The following is a 20,512-nucleotide window of genomic DNA, read 5'->3' as shown; positions in this document are numbered from 1 at the left end:
TTTATATATAAAAATTCTCTCAATTTGCCAATAAATATTCCGCTTGGTTCCATGGCACCTATTTGGTGCAAAGTCTGTCATGACGAGCCGAGGGATATTGCTAAAAGCTATCTTCTCACATTTTAGAAAAAAATCATACCTGGTACAAATCAATTGTTTATTAAGTTTAAAGATAGTTAAGTTAACAGCTGCATTACCCGGCAGTATCTTTGTGATTACCTAGCGGTTCTTGGGTGATTACACCAGAGTGAGGGACTTTATCAGGCAAATTGTTTGGGTTTTCTATAATTTACAAGGCCAGTAGATGGTTATGGGGCCTGCTTTAGATATCATTTGCCAAATACATGAGGTCTCTCATTACCGGGCTGCTAGTGAATACTTAGAGTTTTCAAGTCAGTAATTTTCATATGGTGACACTATTTCTAATAGAATAGGCGATGCCTAAACCTCACAATCCCTCGCTCTCAGAGACTCTTCTTGTTCCGTTTAAGGTAGTGTAAATAAATGTAAAGGGTGCTCTGGGGTGTCTACTTGCTTTGTCGCGCATGAAGAATAATTGAATTTTTCGGAAGGGCCCGCTAAGTAGTGCAGGATTGTATGCTCCTGTTTATAGGTTAATTTACGAGACCTCCCCCTTACCCTGGCTAATAAAGTTGCCCTTCCCAAAGAGGTTGGCACTTTAGTCCTGCAAATAGTTTCACTGTATCCGCCTTTCAAATGATTCTTCAAACGCTCAATTCAACGATTGTGAGTTTTAATGGCTGAACTCGAAAGCGGCTTTGATCTCTTGATGAGTGCTCCCTGAGCACAGCGGAAACAAAAGTGTCGTGATTGGAGCTTGGCTTCAGCTGAGTCAGGTGAATCGTAAAGATACAGAAGAAGTAAATTTAGTGGTGAATTCCATGATTACCCCTCGCCAAAAGGATTTGGAGACTCACATAAGGCAAAATGTCTTATTTGAAAGTCAGTATTTAGGTGACTTGTTTCGGTTTCAAAAGATACTTGTTTCACCAAATGGAAATGTTTCAATTGGGTTTTCTTCCGATTTTAATCTGACAATGGTGATTTCAGGTGTTGCTGATATCAATAGTGATGCTTGCGAATTCCCTATGGCTTCGGGGGAGATCTGGCTATCGAGTGAAATGAGCCATGTTACAGTTGATAATTTGTCTGAGGGAGAAGACCTAATAATCATCTGTGCGAGTATCAGCCCGGTCATGCTGACACGATTTTATGAGCGACACACTCGCGTACTGATTAAAGCAAAGAATGCTCTTGCATCCAGCGTGACAACGCTTCCCAAAAGCGGGCCTTTTGTTTTTCCAGAGTGTGATCTCACGCGCTTTACTTTGGACTCACTGAGTGCATTTAGCAAGTTAAATGATGAGAGTTTGAATTATTTAAAGCTGGAAGAATTACTTCTCTTAAAGCTGAAGGGTGCTTGCGGTTGTCGCTTAGCTGACGAGCTGCTTCGGCAGGTTAATCCGGTGAACGAGCGTTTCCGTCGATTTATGGAGGAAAACGCTACTCAGCACTGGTCTGTAGCAAATTATGCTAAACAGATTGGGATGAGTCTCACATCATTCAAGAATAAGTTTGGCCAAGTCTTTAAAGCTGAGTCACCAAAGGCTTGGATTAACGAACGTAGGTTACAACATGCTGATATTCAGTTGAAGACTACCAATAAGCGTTTAGTCGATATAGCTCTGGAGAGCGGATTCTCAAGTCAATCTTATTTTACCCAGCTCTATAAATCGATGTATGGGTACCCCCCTTCAGAGGTAAGGCAGAAATCCGTAAAGTCAGCTTGAAAAGGTACTTGTGATTTCTTGTGACCGTGTGCGCCTGGCCAGTTCCCGGAGAGCTGTTATAGTATTCGGCACTCTACGAATAACTAAATAATTGGTCCATAGAAATGGAAGTTAGAGAATTAGAAGGCCTGGAATTAGTGGGTTTTTATACCCGCACTAAGAACGCCAATGAGTCTGACCCAAAAACAGCAAAGATAACGCCAATGTGGGAGCGCTTCGGCGCAGAGGCTGCCCCCAAATTAAGGGGCAACCCTAAGGTATTTGGTGTTTACTCCAACTACGAATCTGACCATACCGGCTTTTTTGATGTCTATGCATGCTCAGATATGTTGTCGAAGGATATGTCTGAGGATTTCAAGTCGATTCAAATACTGCCCGGCAAATACCTGATGTTTTCCGCTAAAGGGGAAATGCCTCAGGTCGCAATTGATTTGTGGGGCGAGGTTTGGAGTTATTTTGCTGCGGAGGATTGCCCCCATCAGCGAGCTTTCACCACAGATTTTGAGCAGTATGTGGATGGAAATGAGGTTCAGATAGCCATATCCATCAAGTAATTGAATCGCGTATATATACGGGCTATTTGACTCTAGGGTGAATACCAAATTGGCGAGCTGAATGCTCGCCCCTGCTGGGTAAGGGGTACTTTTTCATCCATTTCAATACCGAAGCGTACCTTGTCAAATAGAGTCCATCGGGGTGTGGGTATCTCCAGGGCGCGCAGGTAGTAGACGGCTCTTTCCTTGGGGTTAAAGTCGGGATCTTTGAATACCGCGATTAGCTGAGGGGAGCCGATGGAGTTGGTGTATTCCGCCGTCTTCATATTCACAGTAGTCCCAACTGGGGGTAGTTTTCCCTCGGTATCCAGCTTACGGCTTCCAGACCATTTCACATTAAAGATCTTTTCTCGGGTGAGTCCGCTGCTATCCAGCCAACCCTTGATGATTTGGATACGGTCCAGGTTGGCGCCCTCAGGGTCTTTCAGTGCTGCGATAAGGAATGTCGGTGCCTGTCCCTCACTGGCGTGAGGTAGCGTCCCGCCCATTGGCACGCCTTTTTTATAGCCATTGGCGACCAGATCACCGTGAATATCCCCATCGTTATAGTCATAGCCTCCAAAGAAGCGAACTGAGATCCGGGGGCCCGTGGTGGCGAAAGTCTCCTTGCGGTACATTGCATCCCATATTGCCTCCCGGGTATTCTCGCTGGCCCAGACTCCCGTAACGCCTGAGGCAGCTTGTTCCCAGCCGAAGTACTCTCCACCAACCCCCTTGAGCAGGGGAAATGCCCAGCGCTCCTTGTTACTGGGTTCCAGGGTCTTGAACTTGCCAAAGAAGTTGTCCTGGTCAGGTGTCGAAAGCCCGGTATGGGTGTCGGTGGCTGCGTTTGCGCCTAGCACGAAAGGGTTGGTGCCCAGCTTCTCCTCCAGGCGAAGGCCAGACTTTAGTGCCTCCCTCCAGTACTCGTATTGCAGGGCACCGGGGGGCTTGGGCTTTAAGATCAGGTTGCCTCTATCCCACAGATCCCAGTTGGCAAATTCATCTTCCGGGGAGAGGGCAGGGTGGGACTCACTTTGTCCCTTTACCTGTACCAGCTCATAAAGGGGTTCATAACGGGCGCGCATTTGTGCCCACTCCGGAGTGAGTTCGGAGCCATCAAACTGCCGCTCGATAAACATACGGCCATTAGACATATTGCCGTTGTGGGGAATGGCGAGTACCCGGCCGCCGGTTTTGTCTTCGTAGGCTTTCATCCACTCCCAGAGTTTTACCGGGTTCTCGGTATCAAAGGTAGTTAGGGGAAGCAGGGTCTTAGTGCGGTCTGCGCCATCACGAAAAATAATATTGCGGTGCAGGTTGTCGCCACCATCGGCGTTAACCGTCCACTCAAAGGCGATAAAGGTAGAAAACTCTCCGGGTTTGTAATATTTCTCTGCGGCTTCAACGGTTTTTTCCCAGGCGGATTTCATCCATTTGGGGTCCATTACCTGCTCGGGCAGTTTGCCTTCTGATTGAAGCACGATGACTTCACTTTTTGCTTCATTGGTCGCTTCTTCGCTGCCTGAAATTAATGCCTCGTGCCATTTTTTCAAGGTGGCATTGGACATCATTTCCGGATTGCCATCGACGATCTCGCTGATAACTCCCATACCGTCTGAATGATCGGTGATCATGAACCAGTCGTAAGGGCGGCTGAGCTTGGCTTTCAGTCCGCTGTTGGAGGTAACAGTTTCTCCCAGGGCAAATCGATAGGCGTCATCGGGAGTAAGAATTGCGCCATCCAACCCCGCATCTACCGACCAGCCAGTATGGACATGTGTATCGCCAAAATAGACATTGCGAGCGATGCGTTTATCGCTGTCCCGTTGGGCTTCCAGCTCCGCTTCTATCTCCGGTGCCATCGCCGTGAGCGGCCGTTGTTTTTCTGGAGTGGCGTCCTCTGTCTGTCGGGCGTTTGAATTTGTATTTTTATCTCCGTCGGGCTTTTTACTGCAACTATAAAGGCTGAGTACAAGAATAAAGAGGAGCAGGGTTAATCCAGCTTTGCTCTTGTGCATCGATGGCGGCTCCATTTCCTGAATGTGTCGGATCGCTTTTTAACTTAAAAGAATTCGTTGCGAAGAGAAGATAAATTACAGCTAGCATAGTTGAGCGACTCTGTTTATTCGCGAATTGGGCCACACTGGGGGCCTTGTTATCTATCGGCACAATAGATAGTCTTCGGCTCCAGTTGAGTTAGCACATTTATGCAACTTCAAGAACATGGTTGGCTAATTCAGTCATATTGAAATATGGCTACGCAATAATCATCGCTTCGGGCGATAGGCAAAAGCAGGCATATGAGTAACAACGAAAAGCGTCCACTTTACATCCCCCACGCAGGCCCCTCCCTACTGGAAATACCACTGCTCAATAAAGGCAGCGCATTTAGCTTGGAAGAGCGTCTCGAGTTTAATTTGGTCGGTCTTCTGCCGAATACCGTTGAGACGATTGAAGAGCAGGCCAATCGCGCTTACCTCCAATTCCAGCAGTGTAAGACTGGACTGGAAAAACATATCTACCTGAGGGGAATCCAGGACGACAATGAGACGTTGTTCTTCTATCTGATCGAACACCATACGGAAGAGATGCTGCCGATTATCTACACCCCCACTGTAGGTGCAGCTTGTGAAGAGTTTTCCAGTATTTATCGCAACCACCGGGGATTATTTGTCTCCTATCCGGACCGGGAATATATCGACGATATTCTGCGCAGCGCCACTAAAGAGAACGTCAAAGTCATTGTGGTGACCGATGGCGAACGGATACTTGGGTTGGGTGATCAAGGTATCGGCGGCATGGGTATCCCTATTGGCAAGCTCTCTCTGTATACCGCCTGTGGCGGTATCAGCCCGGCTTATACCTTGCCTGTCACCTTGGATGTTGGCACCAATAACCGCACTTTGCTGAATGATCCCATGTATATGGGGTGGCGCCATGAGCGGATTTCCCAGGAAGAGTACGATGAATTCCTGGAGCAATTTATTGAAGCGGTAAAGCGTCGCTGGCCCAAGGTATTGGTTCAGTTTGAGGACTTTGCCCAAACCAATGCCACGCCGTTGTTAGAGCGCTATCGCGATCGCCTGTGCTGTTTTAATGATGATATCCAAGGCACGGCGTCTGTAGCACTGGGTACTATCCTGGCTGCCTGCAAGACCTGGCAAGAAACCCTCGCCGCGCAGAAGGTGACAATAGTGGGTGCCGGTTCAGCTGGGTGTGGTATTGCCGAGCAAATCGTCAGTGCAAAAGTGCAGGCCGGTCTGTCCGATGCCGAGGCTCGTGAACAGATCTTTATGTTCGATCGCTACGGGCTTGTGACTTCTGATATGAAAGGTCTGCACGACTTCCAAGCGGCTTTGGCCCAGGACCCGAGCAAGTACGAGGGAGTGTCCAGCTGGAACCTTGAGACATTGATCGGTAATGTTGAGCCCAGCATCCTGATTGGTGTATCGGGGCAGGGTGGCCTGTTTACCCAGCCAGTAATCGAAGCTTTGCACAAGGGGCACCGCCGACCTTTGGTGATGCCACTTTCAAACCCCACTTCTCGGGCTGAAGCGACTCCAACTGAGATATTCAGCTGGACCAAGGGCGAGGCTTTGGTAGCTACCGGCAGCCCCTTTGCAGCGGTAGAAATCGATGGTCATCACTATGCGGTAGCGCAGTGTAACAATGTCTACATATTCCCAGGTATTGGCCTCGGCGTGATTGCTTCCGGTGCATCCAAAGTGACTGACAGTATGTTGATGGCAGCATCCAACGCCCTGGCAGAGCAGGCGCCGGTGGTGAAGGATGGCGAGGGTGCCCTATTGCCACACCTGAATGATATTCGCGAAGTGAGCATGCATATTGCCAGGGCAGTGGCTGCCCAGGCGCAATTGGATGGCGTTGCGCCCAAGGTGAGTCGCGAGCATTTAGAGCGTTTGCTAGAGCGTAACTTCTGGCGTGCAGATTACCGCTCTTATCGTCGTCGCTCTTTCTAAATGAGAGCGCTGGGCCCGCTGCGACTATCGCATCGGGCCTGCATTTAAGCCAGCTTTTCCCCGGTATAGAAGGAGTCCGGCTGGCGCAATACCAAGTAATCCTCCCAGTGGAATCCCTGATTCAAAAACTCAATTGCTGCATTGACGCCAGATAAGAACAGGTGTTCGCAGTGGTGGTCCGGCATGGAAAAATCCAGCCAGTGCGGGTTTTCTCCGGTATCGGTGGGGTTAATGGGGATTTCTTTTACCAGCGCATGGTATTCCGCGTTCAAGCTCGCGCGCACATGGTTGTCGAGCATATTGCGACAAGTGCTGATCAGCCCCATCGCAAACCTTCCTACCTTATCTGATTTTGGCTGGTACAGGTCCACTTCCAACTTGATCCCAAAGGTTGGCAATTTGGGGGTGCCTATGGGTTTATGGAAGATATCGAAAGGGAAATTGGAGACAAGGCCGCCGTCAACAAATTCAATATCTTTGGGAAAGCCAGCGCGGAAAAAACGTTTGGGATCACCGATGCCTTTAATGCTGCGCCAATTCTCGGCGACAGTATTGCACTCACTTAATTGGGGGATGCCCTTTACGGTATAGGGCTTAAAGAATCCGGGTACCGACATGGAGGCACGCACGAACTCTGCGGGGTTTACGGCGCTCGGATTATCAAAGTAGAGCGGCGCCTTGGCTGGAAACACTGCGCGAGTCTCGGTAGTGATATCCGCTGCCACCAGGGCAACCTCGCCGCTACCTATCAAGTGATCTGGTGTGCCGCGGTACAGGAGCTGTGGGAACTGGTTAATTCTCTGGTTGAGCTGTGCGGTGTTGGTAATGCCCAGTTGTTTCAACTCCGTTTGTAACCACTGGGTAAAGGTATCTCCCGGATTTAGCCCCTTATGCCTGAGCAGGTGCCGCAAGGTGCGGATAGAATCGAAGGGGTGCAGTGCCAAACTACTCATCAAGCCTTTGCCCTTGAGCAGGCGCTTTACCGTTTTGCGGGCATAGCGCTCGCCATCTTCAAAACTGGCAAAGTCCGCATTGGCCAGGATACCCAAGAGCTTTTCGCTCTTGCCAGTGCTCGGTGTACCGGCCGCTGCCAAGAAGAGTGCGTTGATGGCGCCCGCTGAGGTTCCTGCAATTTTGCGAAACCGAATTCCCGCCTTTTCCAGAATATAGGTATATCCCACCAGGGCGATCCCCAGCATACCGCCACCTTCCATCACGATATCGACATACTGAAGGCCCTGGTTGTCCTGTACATCACTGAATACTTTGCCCTCAATGGTGGACTTGGATGCCTGCCAGTGTGCATCCGCTTTTGCGATGGCGTTTTCAACCCATGGCGATTTTTGCATGTCGGCTTTCCGTAGTGTGACAGCGATCTACTTTAGATAACTTATGTGCAGGTTGGTGAAAAAGCCAGGGTATCACCCAGAATCAAATTCGCCATAGCATCCAGTTTGTTTTTCGTGCCTTCCCACCTGGGCATCACTTGATTCATTAAACGGTAAAATCGCTCGCTGTGGTTGTGTTCGGCGATATGGCAGAGCTCGTGCAAAATCACATAGTCGATGCACTGGCGCGGTGCTTTTACCAGGTGGGGATTGAGGGTAATACGCCCCTGGGGGGAGCAGCTGCCCCACTGGGTTTTCATACTGAGGATACGCAGGGGCGGGCGCCCGGAAACCCACAGGGCCTGCTCAAGCAGAGTATCCAGGCGGCGGTGAAAAATTTCTTTGGCGCGCGACTTGTACCATTCGACCAAAAGCAGGCGCACCCTTTCGGGGTCTTTTTTCCGCACGGATACTTCCAGCTTGCCGCGCAGTAATTTCACCTGTTGTTGGGTGTCTTCAGACTCAATGACTTTCAGCAGATATTGCTTGCCCAGATAGTAGTGGCTCTCGCCGCTGATATATTGCCGTGGCGTTATATATTCCAGCGCTTTGCGGAAATCCCGCAGCTGCTGGTAAATCCAGCGCCCGCGTTTTTTTACCGCTTTTAAAACCGCATTGTTATCGATAGGTTCGGGTGCGCTGACCACCACACGGCAGTCGGGGTGTACTTTGATCAGCACTCGCCCATTGGCCTGGGGGCGGGGTTGGCATTCAAACGTGATGCGTTCATCCCCATAGGCAAAGCTCAGTTGCCGGGAGTTGGGGTTAGTTGGGGGGGAAGTAATAGGCACATTCATGCCGAAGTTAGTCTCCGCTTAAACCAACGCGGGTGATCTGTAGGATCATCTCCACCATTTTCTTGGCCTGCACCATACCACTGCCGATGGATTTGCACTCCATAAATAATTTGGGCATCAGCTTTTTATGGATATCCTTCTCAATATTTTGCGGGCTGATGGAGTGCTCCATTACGGACTGGGCAACCATTGTATCGATCTCGAAGGCCAGCTTGATCCACTTATCCTGTACCTGGCTATCACCAACCGCAAAAACCTCCGGTAGGTTTTTCTTGAATACACCAAAATAGGCCTGGGCATGACGATTATCGGCAAAAGCGTTGGGGATTTCGTCCAGGCTGCGGGCTTTTACCTGGGCTTCCAGCGCTTCGAACAGTAAGTACTGCTTGTGTGGGTGATCGAACAGTTTTTCCGCCTCCTCAATCGCTTGCAGCAGTAACTTGGAAAAGGCTTCCTGGGCATAGGGGTCGTCGCGCAACTCCTGTTCGATCATGCGGGTGACGCGGGTTTTAATAATATCGGTTTCGTTGCGGGTTTTGTCCTCCCCCCAATCTTCAGGCCGCTCCGCCTTGCCCATTTTATTGACTTCATATTTACCCTCGGGCTCTAAGATTTCCACGCCCACCACATGCTTATCCAACAGGTTTTTTACCTGGGCCGCGTACTGGTCATAGTCCACAGAGATTCCGGTTTGCTGTAGCGCCCATTGGCGCAAACTGGCAAATTGTTTAACCGTCTGCTTGTAGTGCTGGCGATCACTGTCGCTAAAGCTTTTGTCTTCGAAGAAGGTGGCCGATTGCAAGGCTACTTTCAGGCAGGTGGTGAAGTGGGTGAGTGCCTCGTAGAAGTCCTCGCGCACTTTTAGGTTTATATCGACCAATTCACCATTGCGCTGTTCAATTTTGGGCACTATCACCTGACGCAGTTGCTCGGTGTCCTGCTTATTTTTCACACCGGCGAAAATGCCCCAAAGGTTTTTATACAGCAGGGGCAGGCGCTTGTACTCGCTGCTCATGGGGCTATAGAGCCCGGCGATATCGTCGATATCGTAACCGCCCTGGGTGCGCGCGGCCAGATCCTGGTATTTCTGCATGGTGGTATCCAGCTCTGCCAGGATGCCCCGGTAATCGATTAGCAGGCCAAATTTTTTATCCGGGTGCAGGCGGTTGACCCGCGCGATCGCCTGGATCAGGTTGTGTTCCTTGAGCGGCTTATCGATATACAGCACCGTATTTTTGGGCTCATCGAATCCTGTCAGTAGTTTGTCCACCACAATCAGCAATTTCAGGGAGTCGTCTTTATCGAAGCGCTCAATCACTCCCTGGGTGTAGCGCTGTTCATTTTGCGAGCCCACATTGTCTTTCCACCACTTCACCACCTCCGGCATCGAGGATTCATCTACCGCCTCGTTGCCCTCGCGGGTATCCGGTGCACTGATCACTACCGCCGATTCAAATTTCTGCGCTTCTGGCCAGTGCTGTTGGGCCTCATCCAGGTACTTTTTATATTGGATGGCAGTGGCTTTGCTATCGCAGGCCAGCTGACCTTTTAAGCCCGCATCGATATTTTTAACAAAATGGGTGGCGATATCGGTAGCAATCAGTCGAATGCGATCGTCGGCGGTGTAAATCTCTCCCTTGCGGGCAAACTTGCGCTTTAAATCTGCCTGCTGCTCCTCGCTCAAGCCCACCGTAATGCGCTCAAACCAGCGGTCAATTGCGCGCTCGTTAACATTCAAGTCCGGGATACGCTCTTCGTACAACAGCGGGGTTACGGTGCGATCCTCCACCGCCCGCTGCATGGTATAGGCATGGACTATGGGGCCGAATTTATTGGTGGTTTTGTCGTCTTTCAGCAGTGGTGTGCCGGTAAAGGCCACAAAGGCGGCATTGGGTAGGGCCTGGCGCATACGGATATGGTTTTCGCCGCCCTGACTGCGGTGGCCCTCGTCGATCAGCACAATCAAGTCGGCACTGTCGTTGCGACACTCCGGCAGGGCAGTGGCGCCGGTAAATTTTTGCACCAGCGAGAAGATAATCCGCTCATTGCCGCTGCCAATCTGCTGGGCCAAACGCTTGCCGGAAGTAGCCATGGCCGCTTCTTTGTCTTTCTTGCCCGCCAGTTCTCCACCGCTGGCAAAGGTATTGCTGAGCTGGCGCTCCAGATCTACCCGGTCGGTGACAATAACCAGGCGGCTCTGTTTGAGACTCGGCTGGAAGATCAGCGCCTTGCTTAAAAACACCATGGTGAAGGATTTGCCGGAGCCGGTGGTATGCCAGATCACACCGCCCTCCCGCGCGCCGTCATTGCCGCGTTGGGCAATGCGCTCCAATAGCCGTTTGATACCGAATACCTGCTGATAGCGGGCGACGATTTTGCCGGCCTTTTTATCGAACAGGGTGAAGTAACGGACCATCTCCAGCAGTCGCTGGGGCGATAGCAAGCTGATTAGCAACCGATCCTGGCCGCCCAGGGCCAGCTCGCCGCCGGCGATCAGGGTCTGGTACCAGTCCAGATCTGATGAGGAGCGCTGTTTAAACAGAGTTTGGATTTGTTCGCTGGAAAGGGGGCGGTTTTTGATCGCCAGCATTTCCTCATCGGCGATATCTTCCTCGCGCCAGGCCGCCCAGAATTTTGCCGGGGTATTACAGGTGCCGTAGCGGCCCTCGTCGCCGTTCACCGACAGCAACAGTTGGCTGTAGGCGAATAGCTTCGGGATTTCATCGGGGCGCTGGTTGCGCAGGCTCTGGGAGATACCCTCGTCAATAGAGGGCCCTTTCTTGCCATCCGGACGCTTGGCTTCGATCACTACCAGGGGAATACCGTTGACGAAACACACCATATCCGGGCGGCGGGTCTCTACGCCGCTGGCGCGGGTTACGCTGAATTCCTCGGTAAAGGCAAAGTGATTGTTTTCGATGGTGTGCCAGTCGATCAGGGCAATCGTGGGGGTAGCTTTTTTGCCATCGACAAACTCGGTCACCGAAATGCCGTAGAGCAGGTGGTTGTACAGTTCTTCATTGGCTGCTAGCAGCCCTTTGTTTAGCGCTGGGTTGCACACTATGCCAATCAGGTGGTCGATGGATTTTTGTGAGAGCGGCTGCTCTTTACCGGCGAAATGGAAGGTCCGTTTGCCCAGCTCCCGGCGCAGTATCTCCGTGAGTACCACTTGGTCCTGGCGCCCACTACGGGCTGCATTGGCCTCGGTGGGAGGCAAAAACGACCAGCCCAGATTGCACAACAGGGCCAGGGCGGGGATCTTTGCGGCGTATTCTTCTTGGAATTTCGGTACTGCTGTGTAATCCATTTCCACGGTAATGCATGTCTCCAAAGGGAAATCCATTTTTATTGGGATAAAAGTGTCTCTGTTTCCGGGCTGTGGAGCAAGCCGGGAAAATACGCTTGCCAATCTCCGGCTACTAACTGCTGGCTATGCAGATTAAAAGGCAGCGCCCAAAGATGTAGGCTGTCGGAAAAACTAAAGCGCGGCAGGGGTTGGTAAAAATCCCCATGGGCGGGAAAGATCAGGGCCATATGGCCGCGGCCATCCATGTAATAGTTGCCATAGGCAAAGAGCTGGTAGAGATCGGCCTGGCTCAGTTTGTACTTTGCACTGCTATTGCTGGCATGGCCATTTAATAATTTCCACTTGGTATCCATTACGGCTACTTGTGGGCGACCACCTCCGGTTGTGTCACTTTCCAGCAACAAATCCGGGCGAAGTTGAAACCAGCGGCCATCCGTTTCTGTGCCCTCGGGTTTGTGTTTTAACAGGTATTGGCTGCTTGCCTGGGTGTGCAGGCGAGTGCCGGGTGGCAATGTCTGTTGCAGGCTGTGCGCCACATAATTTTCAAATAACCGCTCCATGGGGAAGAGCAGGGCGATACCGCGATGCTCGCCCTGGGTAAAACTGGCGTTGAGGTTTTGTAAAATTAAACGGCACCAGGGTTTGACCGCCTCATAGCTTTGCATCAACCGGTCCGAGCGCCATTTTGGCAGTTCGGCTAGTGGCACCGGGTTTGCCGGCACCGCCGCCATTTGTTGATTAAAGCTATTGGCCAAGCGCCAGTTATCGGCATTGGCGCAGAGCTTCAGGGTAATTTCCAGGGCGCTTTTGAGCAGGCGGTTTTCACGGATTTGAGGGCTGAAAATATCGTGCTCAATATGGAACCAGGTGGCCCTGTCCGGCGTTTGTTGTGCCTGCCGGGCCACGTTAAGGCGGCCACGAATAAACCGGCTCTCCTCCGCCCGGCGCTGGTAGTCACTGCGCAGCCCGCGTTTTAACAGCCGGCTCAGGGCTTGTAAGAACTGTGAAAAAATCCACTCGTGCAGGGGCAGCGGTTGTTGCTGCAAATTGGCCGGGCCGGCACTGCGGGGGGTAATTCCCAGGCTGATGGCGAGCATTTTCTGCAACAGTTGCCGGCTCCGCTGCGCTTCAGTGGCAGAGGGTGGTTGCCGGTGGGTTTTCGGCAGGATTTCGATGGCTTCCCCTGTGGGGCTTTGCAGAAACCCCACATAGCTGCCCAGTTGGATGCTGTGGGCGCCGCTATCCCGAATAAAACGACTACCTTGGCTCTGCCCCAGTTCCCGCAGCCATGCCAGGGTTTGTGACGAAACCCGCGCACTATCCAGGGTGGCGAAGCTGGTTTGGTCGCTGTGCAGAGTGGCGTACTCGCGAACCTGGATCATACCGCTACTTCGCTTTCGGCTTTTTCCAATGCTGGCGACTTCGGTGATGCAGTGGCGGTAGCTGGGGGCAGTATGCCGCGATAGGCATCGGCTTGGATAAAGGCCTCTGTATTGAGGGAAAAACGCCGCTCATTGATTTGGCTGGCGATATCCGCAGGGAATAATTCGTTTAAAGGTTGTTGGCCACCCTCAATGATAAAGCGGTTGTGCGGATGTTTCGCCGGGTCATTCAGTACCCAGCCGATGCGCTGCCAGTCATCAAAAAAATACTCTTGTAATAGCGGCAGTATCTGCTGCTGGAAAATAGAGGCCAGCTTGCTCTCACGTTCTTCTAAAGGGAGGCCGCACAGAGGCAAAAAGTAGCTGTGGCCAATCAGGTGATCTCGATCTAACAGAGCCTCGATACGCTGGTTTAGGCTTGTGAGCAACTCACCGATATCAATACCGTAAACCTGTGTACCTGCCAATAATTCAGGACTGGGGGGCATTTCTACAAAGCTAAAGCGGCGGCGCAGGGCCAGGTCAAGCTGCGCCAGGGATTTATCGGCGGTGTTCATGGTGCCGATCACATACACATTGGGCGGCACAGCGAAGGTTTTTTTGGAGTAGGGCAGTATCACTTCACGGGCATCTTCAGCGCCCTTGCGCTTGACGGGTTCCAGCAGGGTGATCAGTTCTCCAAAAATCCGCGAAATATTGCCGCGATTGATTTCGTCGATAATCAAAACCAATGGCTTTTGTTGTGGCTCACTAATATCCTGTGGGGCCAACAGCTCTGCGAGTTTGTCTATATCAATCGTCGATGGGTGCAGTTCGTAGAGCGTCTTTTGTGAGAGTGCTTTTTTAAACAGTTGCTCACGGGGCAGGCTGGGTTCGTATTGCCGGTGCCATTTTACCGGGCGCGCCTGCTGGTAACCGGTGCGCTCATCGGTTTCCAGGCGTTGGTAGTCGCCGGTGATTTCCGCAATTGCGCGAAACTTGCGGTTGCCATCGGAAATAACCACCAAATCCCCAACCTGAAGAGTATTGCGGAAGTTATGTACCGCAGTGATGGGGTAGTCAGATTGCTGAATTTCTAGGCTATTGGCCGTCTCAAACTGCTTGCGCACGGAATCGCGGCTAGTACAGCGAGAAAAATCGATACTCTCGCCATAGCCCAACAAGACATAATTATTTTCCAGGCACTCCTGATAAATATCGTCGTTGTCCTCCAGGGTATTGCCCAGGGACATTTTCCAAAAACGGCGGCCATTAAGGTCAATCTGCTCGCCGCTCTGGCGGGTAACTTTGGCATCGGCGGACTCGCATAACTCCTTAAATACACCGTCGTGAACGGAATAATTTAGTTGCCCGTTGTCACTACTCTCCGCGCGGATACCCTCAATAAAGTCCTCGTAGGCAAAACTCTGGTGAAAGGTGGTAAAGACAATGCGCTTTTCTGCCTGTAGAGCGTCGTAGCGTTCTCTCACTGAGCGACTATCCGGCTCATCTTGATTGGCGTACCACTGTGGGTCGGCGATCTGTACGGCCAGACGAGTCGTGTTGTAGGTTTTGCCGGTGCCGGGAGGACCAAACAGGATTTGGTTGAGAGGCTGGATAGATAAGTTAGCGAGGGGGAGTTTCTCATCCATAAGCTCATTCTCTTGCGAATCGTTCTCTGCGTAGAGCCGCCAGATCAGAATATTAGTTTGTACATCATCAAAAGTAGCCGGCCTGTGCCGGTTGATGATTTCTTTGAGGGCTCTATTGCTTGCCAGCCAGTCTTCTTTGCCATCGGGCAGATCAATTTCCCATTGACGATTGATATCTTTTACAAGCAATTTAAAAATATTGGGTGATACTACCGTGGTGCACTGGCTGGGGTGAGCGGCAGCAAAGACCCGGTTAATCACTGAGTGCAGCACGCCAACAACCAGGCCCTGGGCTTTAAAAGCCATAAAACTATCGATAACCTGACGGTGGACTTTCTCTGAGCAGTCAGAAAAAATTTGCCTGGTTAGGCTGCGAAACTCTTGTTGCAATTGTTCGAGCGCTTTCCGTGAGAGGGCCCCTGTCTTTATGGTGGCGACGCCATTGCTGCGGGTCCACCATAAGTCTTCCAGTAGTTTATCGGAAATAGTACCGGTTTCTCGCGCCTCCTGAATACGGGAAAGTAGATCTTTATAATCTGTTTCCCACTGGGCTTTCGATTCGAGAAAGTTGTTTCCGGCAGTGCCGAAAAGTGTAGTAACGGCGTTAGAGAGTTTGCTGGTGGTTTCCGTATCCATCTATATCATCCCTGTAACTGGTTATTTTCTTGGTTTGGACCGCCCCAGATTTCTTGCTGGGGTGCTCAATGCAAACAGCAGCGTTTAAACTTTTTACCGCTGCCACAGGGGCAGGGGTCGTTGCGGCCGGTTTTGGGGTCGGCTCGGTAGGGGCGTTCCGGGGCGCGTTGTTGCAGCCAGTGGCCGTGCAGGGCGCGGGCGGCGGGTTCTATTTGGGTGACGGTCTGCTGATACTCGGCCTTCGTCAAGCCCCCTAGGTAATCGAAATGTTCCTCGCGGGCGTGCAGGGCGATGGCTTGCAGTTGGGCGTCAAGTTCTGCGGGCAGGCTGGGCCACTGGCCCAGGTCCACACCCTGCATATAGCCGAAACACCATTCCCCAGGGAAGATAAAAGAGGGCTCACCCTCTTTATTGGCCTCATTGAATAGGGCTTGGAACTCTTCGGGGGCTTCCGTTAGCACCATGGCATTACTGTTCATCAACTGGAATAGCAGCGCCATAAAGCGCTGCATCTCTTCCTCGGACTCCCACTCCGGTTCATTGCCGGGGCCGCCCCAGAGGGCGGAGAACCAGCGGCCGGGGGGAATCATCTCCGGGCCGGACACCAGGGCGGTGAGGAAGCCGTCCAGCTCGCAGATATCCAATATTGAGTCGTCGTTGCCGTATTTGTGCAGTACTTCGTCTATATAATCCAGATCGGCTTCACTGATGGGCGCATCGAGATCGACGGTATCGCTAAAAGTCATTGGGCATTCTCCACTTGGACCCGGCGCTTGCCGGTGAGCAGCTGCTGCATCAGGGCTTTTTTCTCCCGCTTTAGGCAGTCGAGCTTTGCTTCAAGATTTTTTATGATTTCCGACTCTGCATATAAAAGGTCAGCTATCTTTTCTTGCTCCTCCAAGCTGGGTACGGGCACCTTTGTAGCAAGAAACTCTGAAGGTTTAATATTGAGTAGGCCGTTATTTCTAACTCCAGTATTAACTAGCCTTCGAAGTTGAGGTTTTAAATAGTCTGCTTCAAATAAGAATTTGAAGTATTTATGACTTAAATTGGAATTTAGCTTAAAGCAAACGTACACATGGGGTACTAATCCTTCCTCGTAGCCTTCTAGGTCAAAAATACACCCAAACTCGTACGTTTTAGAGTTCCCTTTGTTGTATGCAAATTCTCCTTTTTCAAGAAGGATATAGTTCTTGACACTTTCCCCCGCCATGTATCGGTTATAACGTTCATCTTGCCTTACAAAACCACTTAGGGAGGATATGGTAAGGATTGGATGGTCATTACCTTCTGATTTTCGCTGGATGCGGTTTGAAATACTGCTAAGTTTTTGGAATTTCCACTCCCCACTAAACCGAACCCCATTCTTATCCCGCAGGCGCTTTTTGCCGGTGAGCAGTTGCTGCATCAGGGCCTTTTTCTGCTGGCGGCTGTTGGCGAGCAGTTTTTCGCTGGTGTCGATGGCCTTATCCCAGGTGGATAGGACTTGGGCGATCTTTTTTTGTTCGGGGAGCGGAGGGGTGAGTATTCGGTAGCGTTTCAATTCACCTGAATTGAGATTCGGCTTTCCTCCTCCTGCACATAGGCGATTAACCTCTGCAATGCCCAGGTCAGAGTTAATATGTGCGGAGAGATATATTGAATCTATTAGCTTTGCCTCAGGGCGCGCAATTAAAGTTGTAAAGGTGAGAGCGCCGTCGAAACTTTCTGGAACTACACAAGCCTCACCGATATTTGAACCGGTTCTTACAGCTATTATATCGCCTTGCTTCACTTTTTTACTTTGATTAGATTCAGCGAATTCTGGAGAAATGTAAGCAATTGAGTCGGAGTTAAAGTAGTTTCTTTTAATATTTTGATTTCTAATTAACTTGACACCTTTAGCTCTCATGAAAGGTGTAACTGAAATAGCCAACCCTACAGCAATTTTCGTGCACAGATTCTGTAGCTCATTAGCCTTCCACCCCTTAGGCACCATAACCCAACTCCTGCAAATATTGCTCCATTTCCCCTTCCAGCTCGCTTAACTGAGCCTTAAGCTGCTGGCGCTCGGCACGCACGGCAAGCAGGTCGATCTCTTCCTTCTCTTCGAAGGTATCTACATAGCGGGGGATATTCAGGTTGTAGTCGTTATCCCGAATTTCCTTGTGGCTGGCCACATAGGCGTATTTGTCCAGGTCGGCGCCCTGGCGGTAGGTAGCCACTACCTTGTCGATATTGTCCTGGGTGAGCAGGTTCTGGTTTTTGCCCGCTTTAAACTCCCGCGAGGCGTCGATAAACATCACGCTGTCGTCCTGCTTGTCGCGGGCGAAGATCAGGATGGCGGCGGGGATGCCGGTGCCGTAGAAGAGTTTTTCCGGCAGGCCGATCACGGCGTCCAGCAGGTTCTCCTCGATCAGCTGCTTGCGGATCTTGCCCTCGGCGGCGCCCCGGAACAGCACGCCGTGGGGCACTACCACGCCCATGCGCCCGCTCTTGGGATTGAGGGTTTCGACCATATGCAGGATAAAGGCGTAGTCACCCTTGGTTTTTGGCGGTACGCCGCGATGAAAGCGGCCGAAGGGGTCGTTGCCGGCTTCGTCGTGGCCCCACTTGTCCAGGGAAAAGGGCGGGTTGGCGGTGACGATATCGAACAGGTCCAGATGGCCGTTTTTGTCCAGCAGCTTGGGATTGCGAATGGTATCGCCCCATTCGATTTTGTGGTTGTCCTCGCCGTGCAGGAACATATTCATCTTGGCCAGGGACCAGGTGGAGCCGATAGCTTCCTGGCCGTAGAGCTCGTACTGCTTGCTGTCGTGGTGTTCCCGCACCTTGCGCCCGCATTTCATTAGCAGGGAGGCGGAGCCGCAGGTAGGATCGCAGATACGGTCGCCGGGGCGGGGGTCGAGCAGTTCGGCGATCAGCTCAGAAACTTCTGGCGGGGTGTAGAACTCACCGGCCTTCTGGCCGCCGCTGGCGGCGAAGTTCTTGATCAGGTATTCGTAGCCGTTGCCGATCACATCCAGGTTGCCCACACGGCTGGGGCGCAGGTTCAGCTCGGTTTTGGCAAAGTCTTCCAGCAGGTGGCGCAGGATGGTGTTCTTCTGCTTCTCCTCGCCCAGCTTGTCGGTATTGAAGGAGATATCCTGGAATACGCTCTTGCCAGCATCTTTGAGCTTGGTGCCGTTGGCCTCTTCGATGGCGTGCAGGGCCTGATCGATACGCTCGCCATTGCCGGGCTCGTGGCGGTGCTCGTACAGGGTGTAGAAGCTGGCACTGGGCGGTAGTACAAAGCGCTCGCTCTTCATCATCTCCTCGATCAGCTCCGGCTCATCGCCGTAGGTTTCCACATATTCCTCGTAGTGGTCCTGCCACACATCGGAGATGTACTTGAGGAACAGCATGGTGAGGATAAAGTCTTTGTAGGTATCGGCGCTGATGGTGCCGCGAAAGGTGTCGCAGGCATTCCACAGGGCTTTGTTGATACTGTCCTGGCTGATCTGTTCGGCGGCGCTATTGCTGCTCATGGGGTGTTTGTTGTCCTTTGTGTACTGCTGGGCGCTGGGGCCCGGTCGAATTCGGTTGGCGCTGGCCTTTCTACAGGTGCTGTCGCGGGCGTTGTTACCCGGTTTTCCGGTGCTATCTGTTTGGGTGGCTCGCTGGTCGGGCCGGCTCTGGAACGGTTGCCCGATGGTCCCGATGGTGTTGCAGCTTCCCAGACAAGGCCGGGGCAAACCCGGATTGCGCTAAATGTCGGGGATGGTGATTCAGCTGCCGGATGGCGTCAAGGGCTGTAGGGCAGCTTGTGTCTTTTGGGGAATCGGGTTGGTTGTTTATTGTTCAGCTGGAGGTCTGGTTTTGTCGAGGGGATTGGGGGCGGCAGGCTTGGTATGTTCCAATTGCTCGTCAATATTGTAGAAGTGGGGTTCGCAGTTGCTATTGGTGTTATTGGTTATATGAATAATTTCGGTGGCTACAAATAAATAGCTGTAGGTACCAAAGTGCCCATACCTGCCGGGGCCGTGTAGTTCGCCTTTTGCGATAAGAAAATGACGGCTCCAGTCTGCAACCTCAATATCTGGTTGCGAACTGAACCAAATAGATTTGGGTTTGATTACTCTATCAGTTTGGGCTTGTAGAAGCTGGATGTTACAGGGCTCAAAGGTGTGTATTTCTGGCGCTATGGCTAAGTTGCCTCTGAAGTACCCAATTAGTTCTCTATCTATTCGATCAGTACATGTTTCGACGAGGGAAAGGGTAGTAGGAAAGTCTTGGCTTGGGGTGCGCTGGTATTCTAAGCCGCAGTCTCTACTTTTCTCAATAGCCTGTTGCGTTAAGTTATAGTCACCGAATCGCTCTCCCGCACAGCTGGGTAGCAGTGGCATCGCTACTAGAAGTGAGCGCCTAAAATCTTATGTTGAAATACTACCTACCCAAAATATCATTAGGGTGTACTTAATTGTGGGCACAATTAGTTTGTACTGTTTATTCCCCCTTTTTGGCTATTGGCATCCAGCCTAAATAGGTGCGAGCATTTTCATAATGATCCATACCCACTTCCCAGGTGGTATTGGCGTCTCCATTAATAGATCTTGTTGATTTCCAGATTACCCGTACATAGCCGCGGCTGGTGGCGTCCCCTTTGTGGGGTAGGCGTTCGCGGCAACTGATCCACTGTGGGAGTTCTGGAGTGGCCACTTTGTCTATTTTTGAGGGGGAGTGATTGATCAACTGATAACTCCTTTTGAAAACAGGGTTTTTATTGGAATTTTCTAAACCAGCTTTCTAACTCGGAAGCTTCTGCTCACTACCTAATCGCTTCGGATGAGTATAGTTGCTGTTTGTGATTTCTGCCGCCTGAGAGGCTCGGTGACTGCGGAAAATAAAAGATAGTTTTAAAAGTGTTAAGAGGCGTCATACTAAAGTTGTTAACACCCTTGGATCTGGCACTTGAATAGTGCGGGCGGAACTTACTACTGGGGTGGAAGGATAGAATACACCGCACTCGAGACAGGCTGTGAATACATCCCTGTAAGCTCCTAATCGGCATCCATGCCTCATAGGG

15 protein-coding genes are annotated in these 20,512 nt (G+C 51.4%); 4 read left to right on the top strand and 11 right to left on the bottom strand.

What is annotated here, in order from left to right; translation table 11 throughout:
- The first annotated feature begins 857 nt into the window (after window positions 1–857).
- Window positions 858–1,811: a helix-turn-helix transcriptional regulator gene (locus tag ACJJI4_RS11620; RefSeq protein ID WP_444928181.1), complete on the top strand. Its 954-nt coding sequence runs from the start codon at window positions 858–860 to the stop codon at window positions 1,809–1,811.
- A 104-nt stretch (window positions 1,812–1,915) separates the two neighbouring features.
- A complete protein-coding gene (locus tag ACJJI4_RS11615; protein WP_413662422.1) occupies window positions 1,916–2,365 on the top strand; it encodes a GyrI-like domain-containing protein in 450 nt (149 codons plus the stop codon).
- A gap of 32 nt (window positions 2,366–2,397) precedes the next feature.
- Here the strand turns inward: ACJJI4_RS11615 and ACJJI4_RS11610 are convergent, their stop codons facing one another.
- Complete coding sequence (locus tag ACJJI4_RS11610; RefSeq protein WP_444928180.1) at window positions 2,398–4,365, bottom strand: DUF3604 domain-containing protein; 1,968 nt, start codon at window positions 4,363–4,365, stop codon at window positions 2,398–2,400.
- Between the two features lie 282 nt (window positions 4,366–4,647).
- On the opposite strand from ACJJI4_RS11610, the gene ACJJI4_RS11605 reads away from it, so the two are divergent.
- Window positions 4,648–6,327 carry an NAD-dependent malic enzyme gene (locus ACJJI4_RS11605; protein WP_444928179.1) on the top strand — a complete coding sequence of 560 codons (1,680 nt, stop codon included), beginning with the start codon at window positions 4,648–4,650 and terminating at the stop codon, window positions 6,325–6,327.
- A gap of 44 nt (window positions 6,328–6,371) precedes the next feature.
- Here the strand turns inward: ACJJI4_RS11605 and ACJJI4_RS11600 are convergent, their stop codons facing one another.
- The 8 genes from ACJJI4_RS11600 to ACJJI4_RS11565 form a co-directional block, all read right to left on the bottom strand.
- On the bottom strand, window positions 6,372–7,676 hold the full coding sequence (locus ACJJI4_RS11600) for a patatin-like phospholipase family protein (RefSeq protein WP_444928178.1): 1,305 nt from the start codon (window positions 7,674–7,676) through the stop codon (window positions 6,372–6,374).
- A 41-nt stretch (window positions 7,677–7,717) separates the two neighbouring features.
- Window positions 7,718–8,512, bottom strand: a complete 795-nt coding sequence (locus ACJJI4_RS11595; protein ID WP_444928177.1) for a M48 family metallopeptidase — start codon at window positions 8,510–8,512, stop codon at window positions 7,718–7,720.
- Window positions 8,513–8,519: 7 nt separating this feature from the next.
- The gene (locus ACJJI4_RS11590; RefSeq protein WP_444928228.1) at window positions 8,520–11,819 is read right to left on the bottom strand and encodes a type I restriction endonuclease subunit R; all 3,300 of its coding nucleotides are present in this window, start codon (window positions 11,817–11,819) and stop codon (window positions 8,520–8,522) included.
- A 38-nt stretch (window positions 11,820–11,857) separates the two neighbouring features.
- A complete protein-coding gene (locus ACJJI4_RS11585) occupies window positions 11,858–13,201 on the bottom strand; it encodes an McrC family protein (protein ID WP_444928176.1) in 1,344 nt (447 codons plus the stop codon).
- Window positions 13,198–15,468 (bottom strand): DUF8426 domain-containing protein, encoded by a 2,271-nt coding sequence (locus ACJJI4_RS11580; RefSeq protein WP_444928175.1) that lies wholly within the window; start codon window positions 15,466–15,468, stop codon window positions 13,198–13,200. Before ACJJI4_RS11580 ends, ACJJI4_RS11585 begins: the two co-directional genes overlap by 4 nt.
- Window positions 15,469–15,533: 65 nt before the next feature.
- The gene (locus tag ACJJI4_RS11575; RefSeq protein WP_444928174.1) at window positions 15,534–16,214 is read right to left on the bottom strand and encodes a UPF0149 family protein; all 681 of its coding nucleotides are present in this window, start codon (window positions 16,212–16,214) and stop codon (window positions 15,534–15,536) included.
- Complete coding sequence (locus tag ACJJI4_RS11570) at window positions 16,211–17,446, bottom strand: restriction endonuclease subunit S (RefSeq protein WP_444928173.1); 1,236 nt, start codon at window positions 17,444–17,446, stop codon at window positions 16,211–16,213. Before ACJJI4_RS11570 ends, ACJJI4_RS11575 begins: the two co-directional genes overlap by 4 nt.
- On the bottom strand, window positions 17,436–18,974 hold the full coding sequence (locus ACJJI4_RS11565; protein ID WP_444928172.1) for a type I restriction-modification system subunit M: 1,539 nt from the start codon (window positions 18,972–18,974) through the stop codon (window positions 17,436–17,438). The genes ACJJI4_RS11570 and ACJJI4_RS11565 overlap by 11 nt, the downstream gene beginning before the upstream one ends.
- Window positions 18,975–18,977: 3 nt before the next feature.
- Here ACJJI4_RS11565 and ACJJI4_RS11560 point away from each other — a divergent pair, with 3 nt between their 5' ends.
- Complete coding sequence (locus tag ACJJI4_RS11560) at window positions 18,978–19,244, top strand: hypothetical protein (protein ID WP_444928171.1); 267 nt, start codon at window positions 18,978–18,980, stop codon at window positions 19,242–19,244.
- 36 nt (window positions 19,245–19,280) lie between these two features.
- On the opposite strand, the gene ACJJI4_RS11555 is transcribed toward ACJJI4_RS11560, so the two are convergent.
- Together ACJJI4_RS11555 and ACJJI4_RS11550 are read right to left on the bottom strand one after the other, a co-directional pair.
- Window positions 19,281–19,832, bottom strand: coding sequence for a hypothetical protein (locus ACJJI4_RS11555; RefSeq protein WP_444928170.1), 552 nt, complete (start codon window positions 19,830–19,832; stop codon window positions 19,281–19,283).
- A 100-nt stretch (window positions 19,833–19,932) separates the two neighbouring features.
- The gene (locus tag ACJJI4_RS11550) at window positions 19,933–20,178 is read right to left on the bottom strand and encodes a hypothetical protein (RefSeq protein ID WP_444928169.1); all 246 of its coding nucleotides are present in this window, start codon (window positions 20,176–20,178) and stop codon (window positions 19,933–19,935) included.
- Window positions 20,179–20,512 lie beyond the last annotated feature (334 nt).

The organism is Microbulbifer maximicatervae (SeqCode) (genome assembly GCF_052467305.1).
The sequence above is the reverse complement of the archived record's forward strand: the minus strand, read 5'-3'. Positions and strand labels throughout refer to the sequence as shown.

What these genes read in the sequence shown, in the direction of transcription:
- ACJJI4_RS11590 (WP_444928228.1), bottom strand. Translation starts at nt 11,819, where the DNA reads ATGGATTACACAGCAGTACCGAAATTCCAAGAAGAATACGCCGCAAAG.
- ACJJI4_RS11580 (WP_444928175.1), bottom strand. Translation starts at nt 15,468, where the DNA reads ATGGATACGGAAACCACCAGCAAACTCTCTAACGCCGTTACTACACTT.
- ACJJI4_RS11565 (WP_444928172.1), bottom strand. Translation starts at nt 18,974, where the DNA reads ATGAGCAGCAATAGCGCCGCCGAACAGATCAGCCAGGACAGTATCAAC.
- ACJJI4_RS11605 (WP_444928179.1), top strand. Translation starts at nt 4,648, where the DNA reads ATGAGTAACAACGAAAAGCGTCCACTTTACATCCCCCACGCAGGCCCC.
- ACJJI4_RS11615 (WP_413662422.1), top strand. Translation starts at nt 1,916, where the DNA reads ATGGAAGTTAGAGAATTAGAAGGCCTGGAATTAGTGGGTTTTTATACC.
- ACJJI4_RS11610 (WP_444928180.1), bottom strand. Translation starts at nt 4,365, where the DNA reads ATGCACAAGAGCAAAGCTGGATTAACCCTGCTCCTCTTTATTCTTGTA.
- ACJJI4_RS11555 (WP_444928170.1), bottom strand. Translation starts at nt 19,832, where the DNA reads ATGCCACTGCTACCCAGCTGTGCGGGAGAGCGATTCGGTGACTATAAC.
- ACJJI4_RS11570 (WP_444928173.1), bottom strand. Translation starts at nt 17,446, where the DNA reads ATGGTGCCTAAGGGGTGGAAGGCTAATGAGCTACAGAATCTGTGCACG.
- ACJJI4_RS11600 (WP_444928178.1), bottom strand. Translation starts at nt 7,676, where the DNA reads ATGCAAAAATCGCCATGGGTTGAAAACGCCATCGCAAAAGCGGATGCA.
- ACJJI4_RS11595 (WP_444928177.1), bottom strand. Translation starts at nt 8,512, where the DNA reads ATGAATGTGCCTATTACTTCCCCCCCAACTAACCCCAACTCCCGGCAA.
- ACJJI4_RS11575 (WP_444928174.1), bottom strand. Translation starts at nt 16,214, where the DNA reads ATGACTTTTAGCGATACCGTCGATCTCGATGCGCCCATCAGTGAAGCC.
- ACJJI4_RS11585 (WP_444928176.1), bottom strand. Translation starts at nt 13,201, where the DNA reads ATGATCCAGGTTCGCGAGTACGCCACTCTGCACAGCGACCAAACCAGC.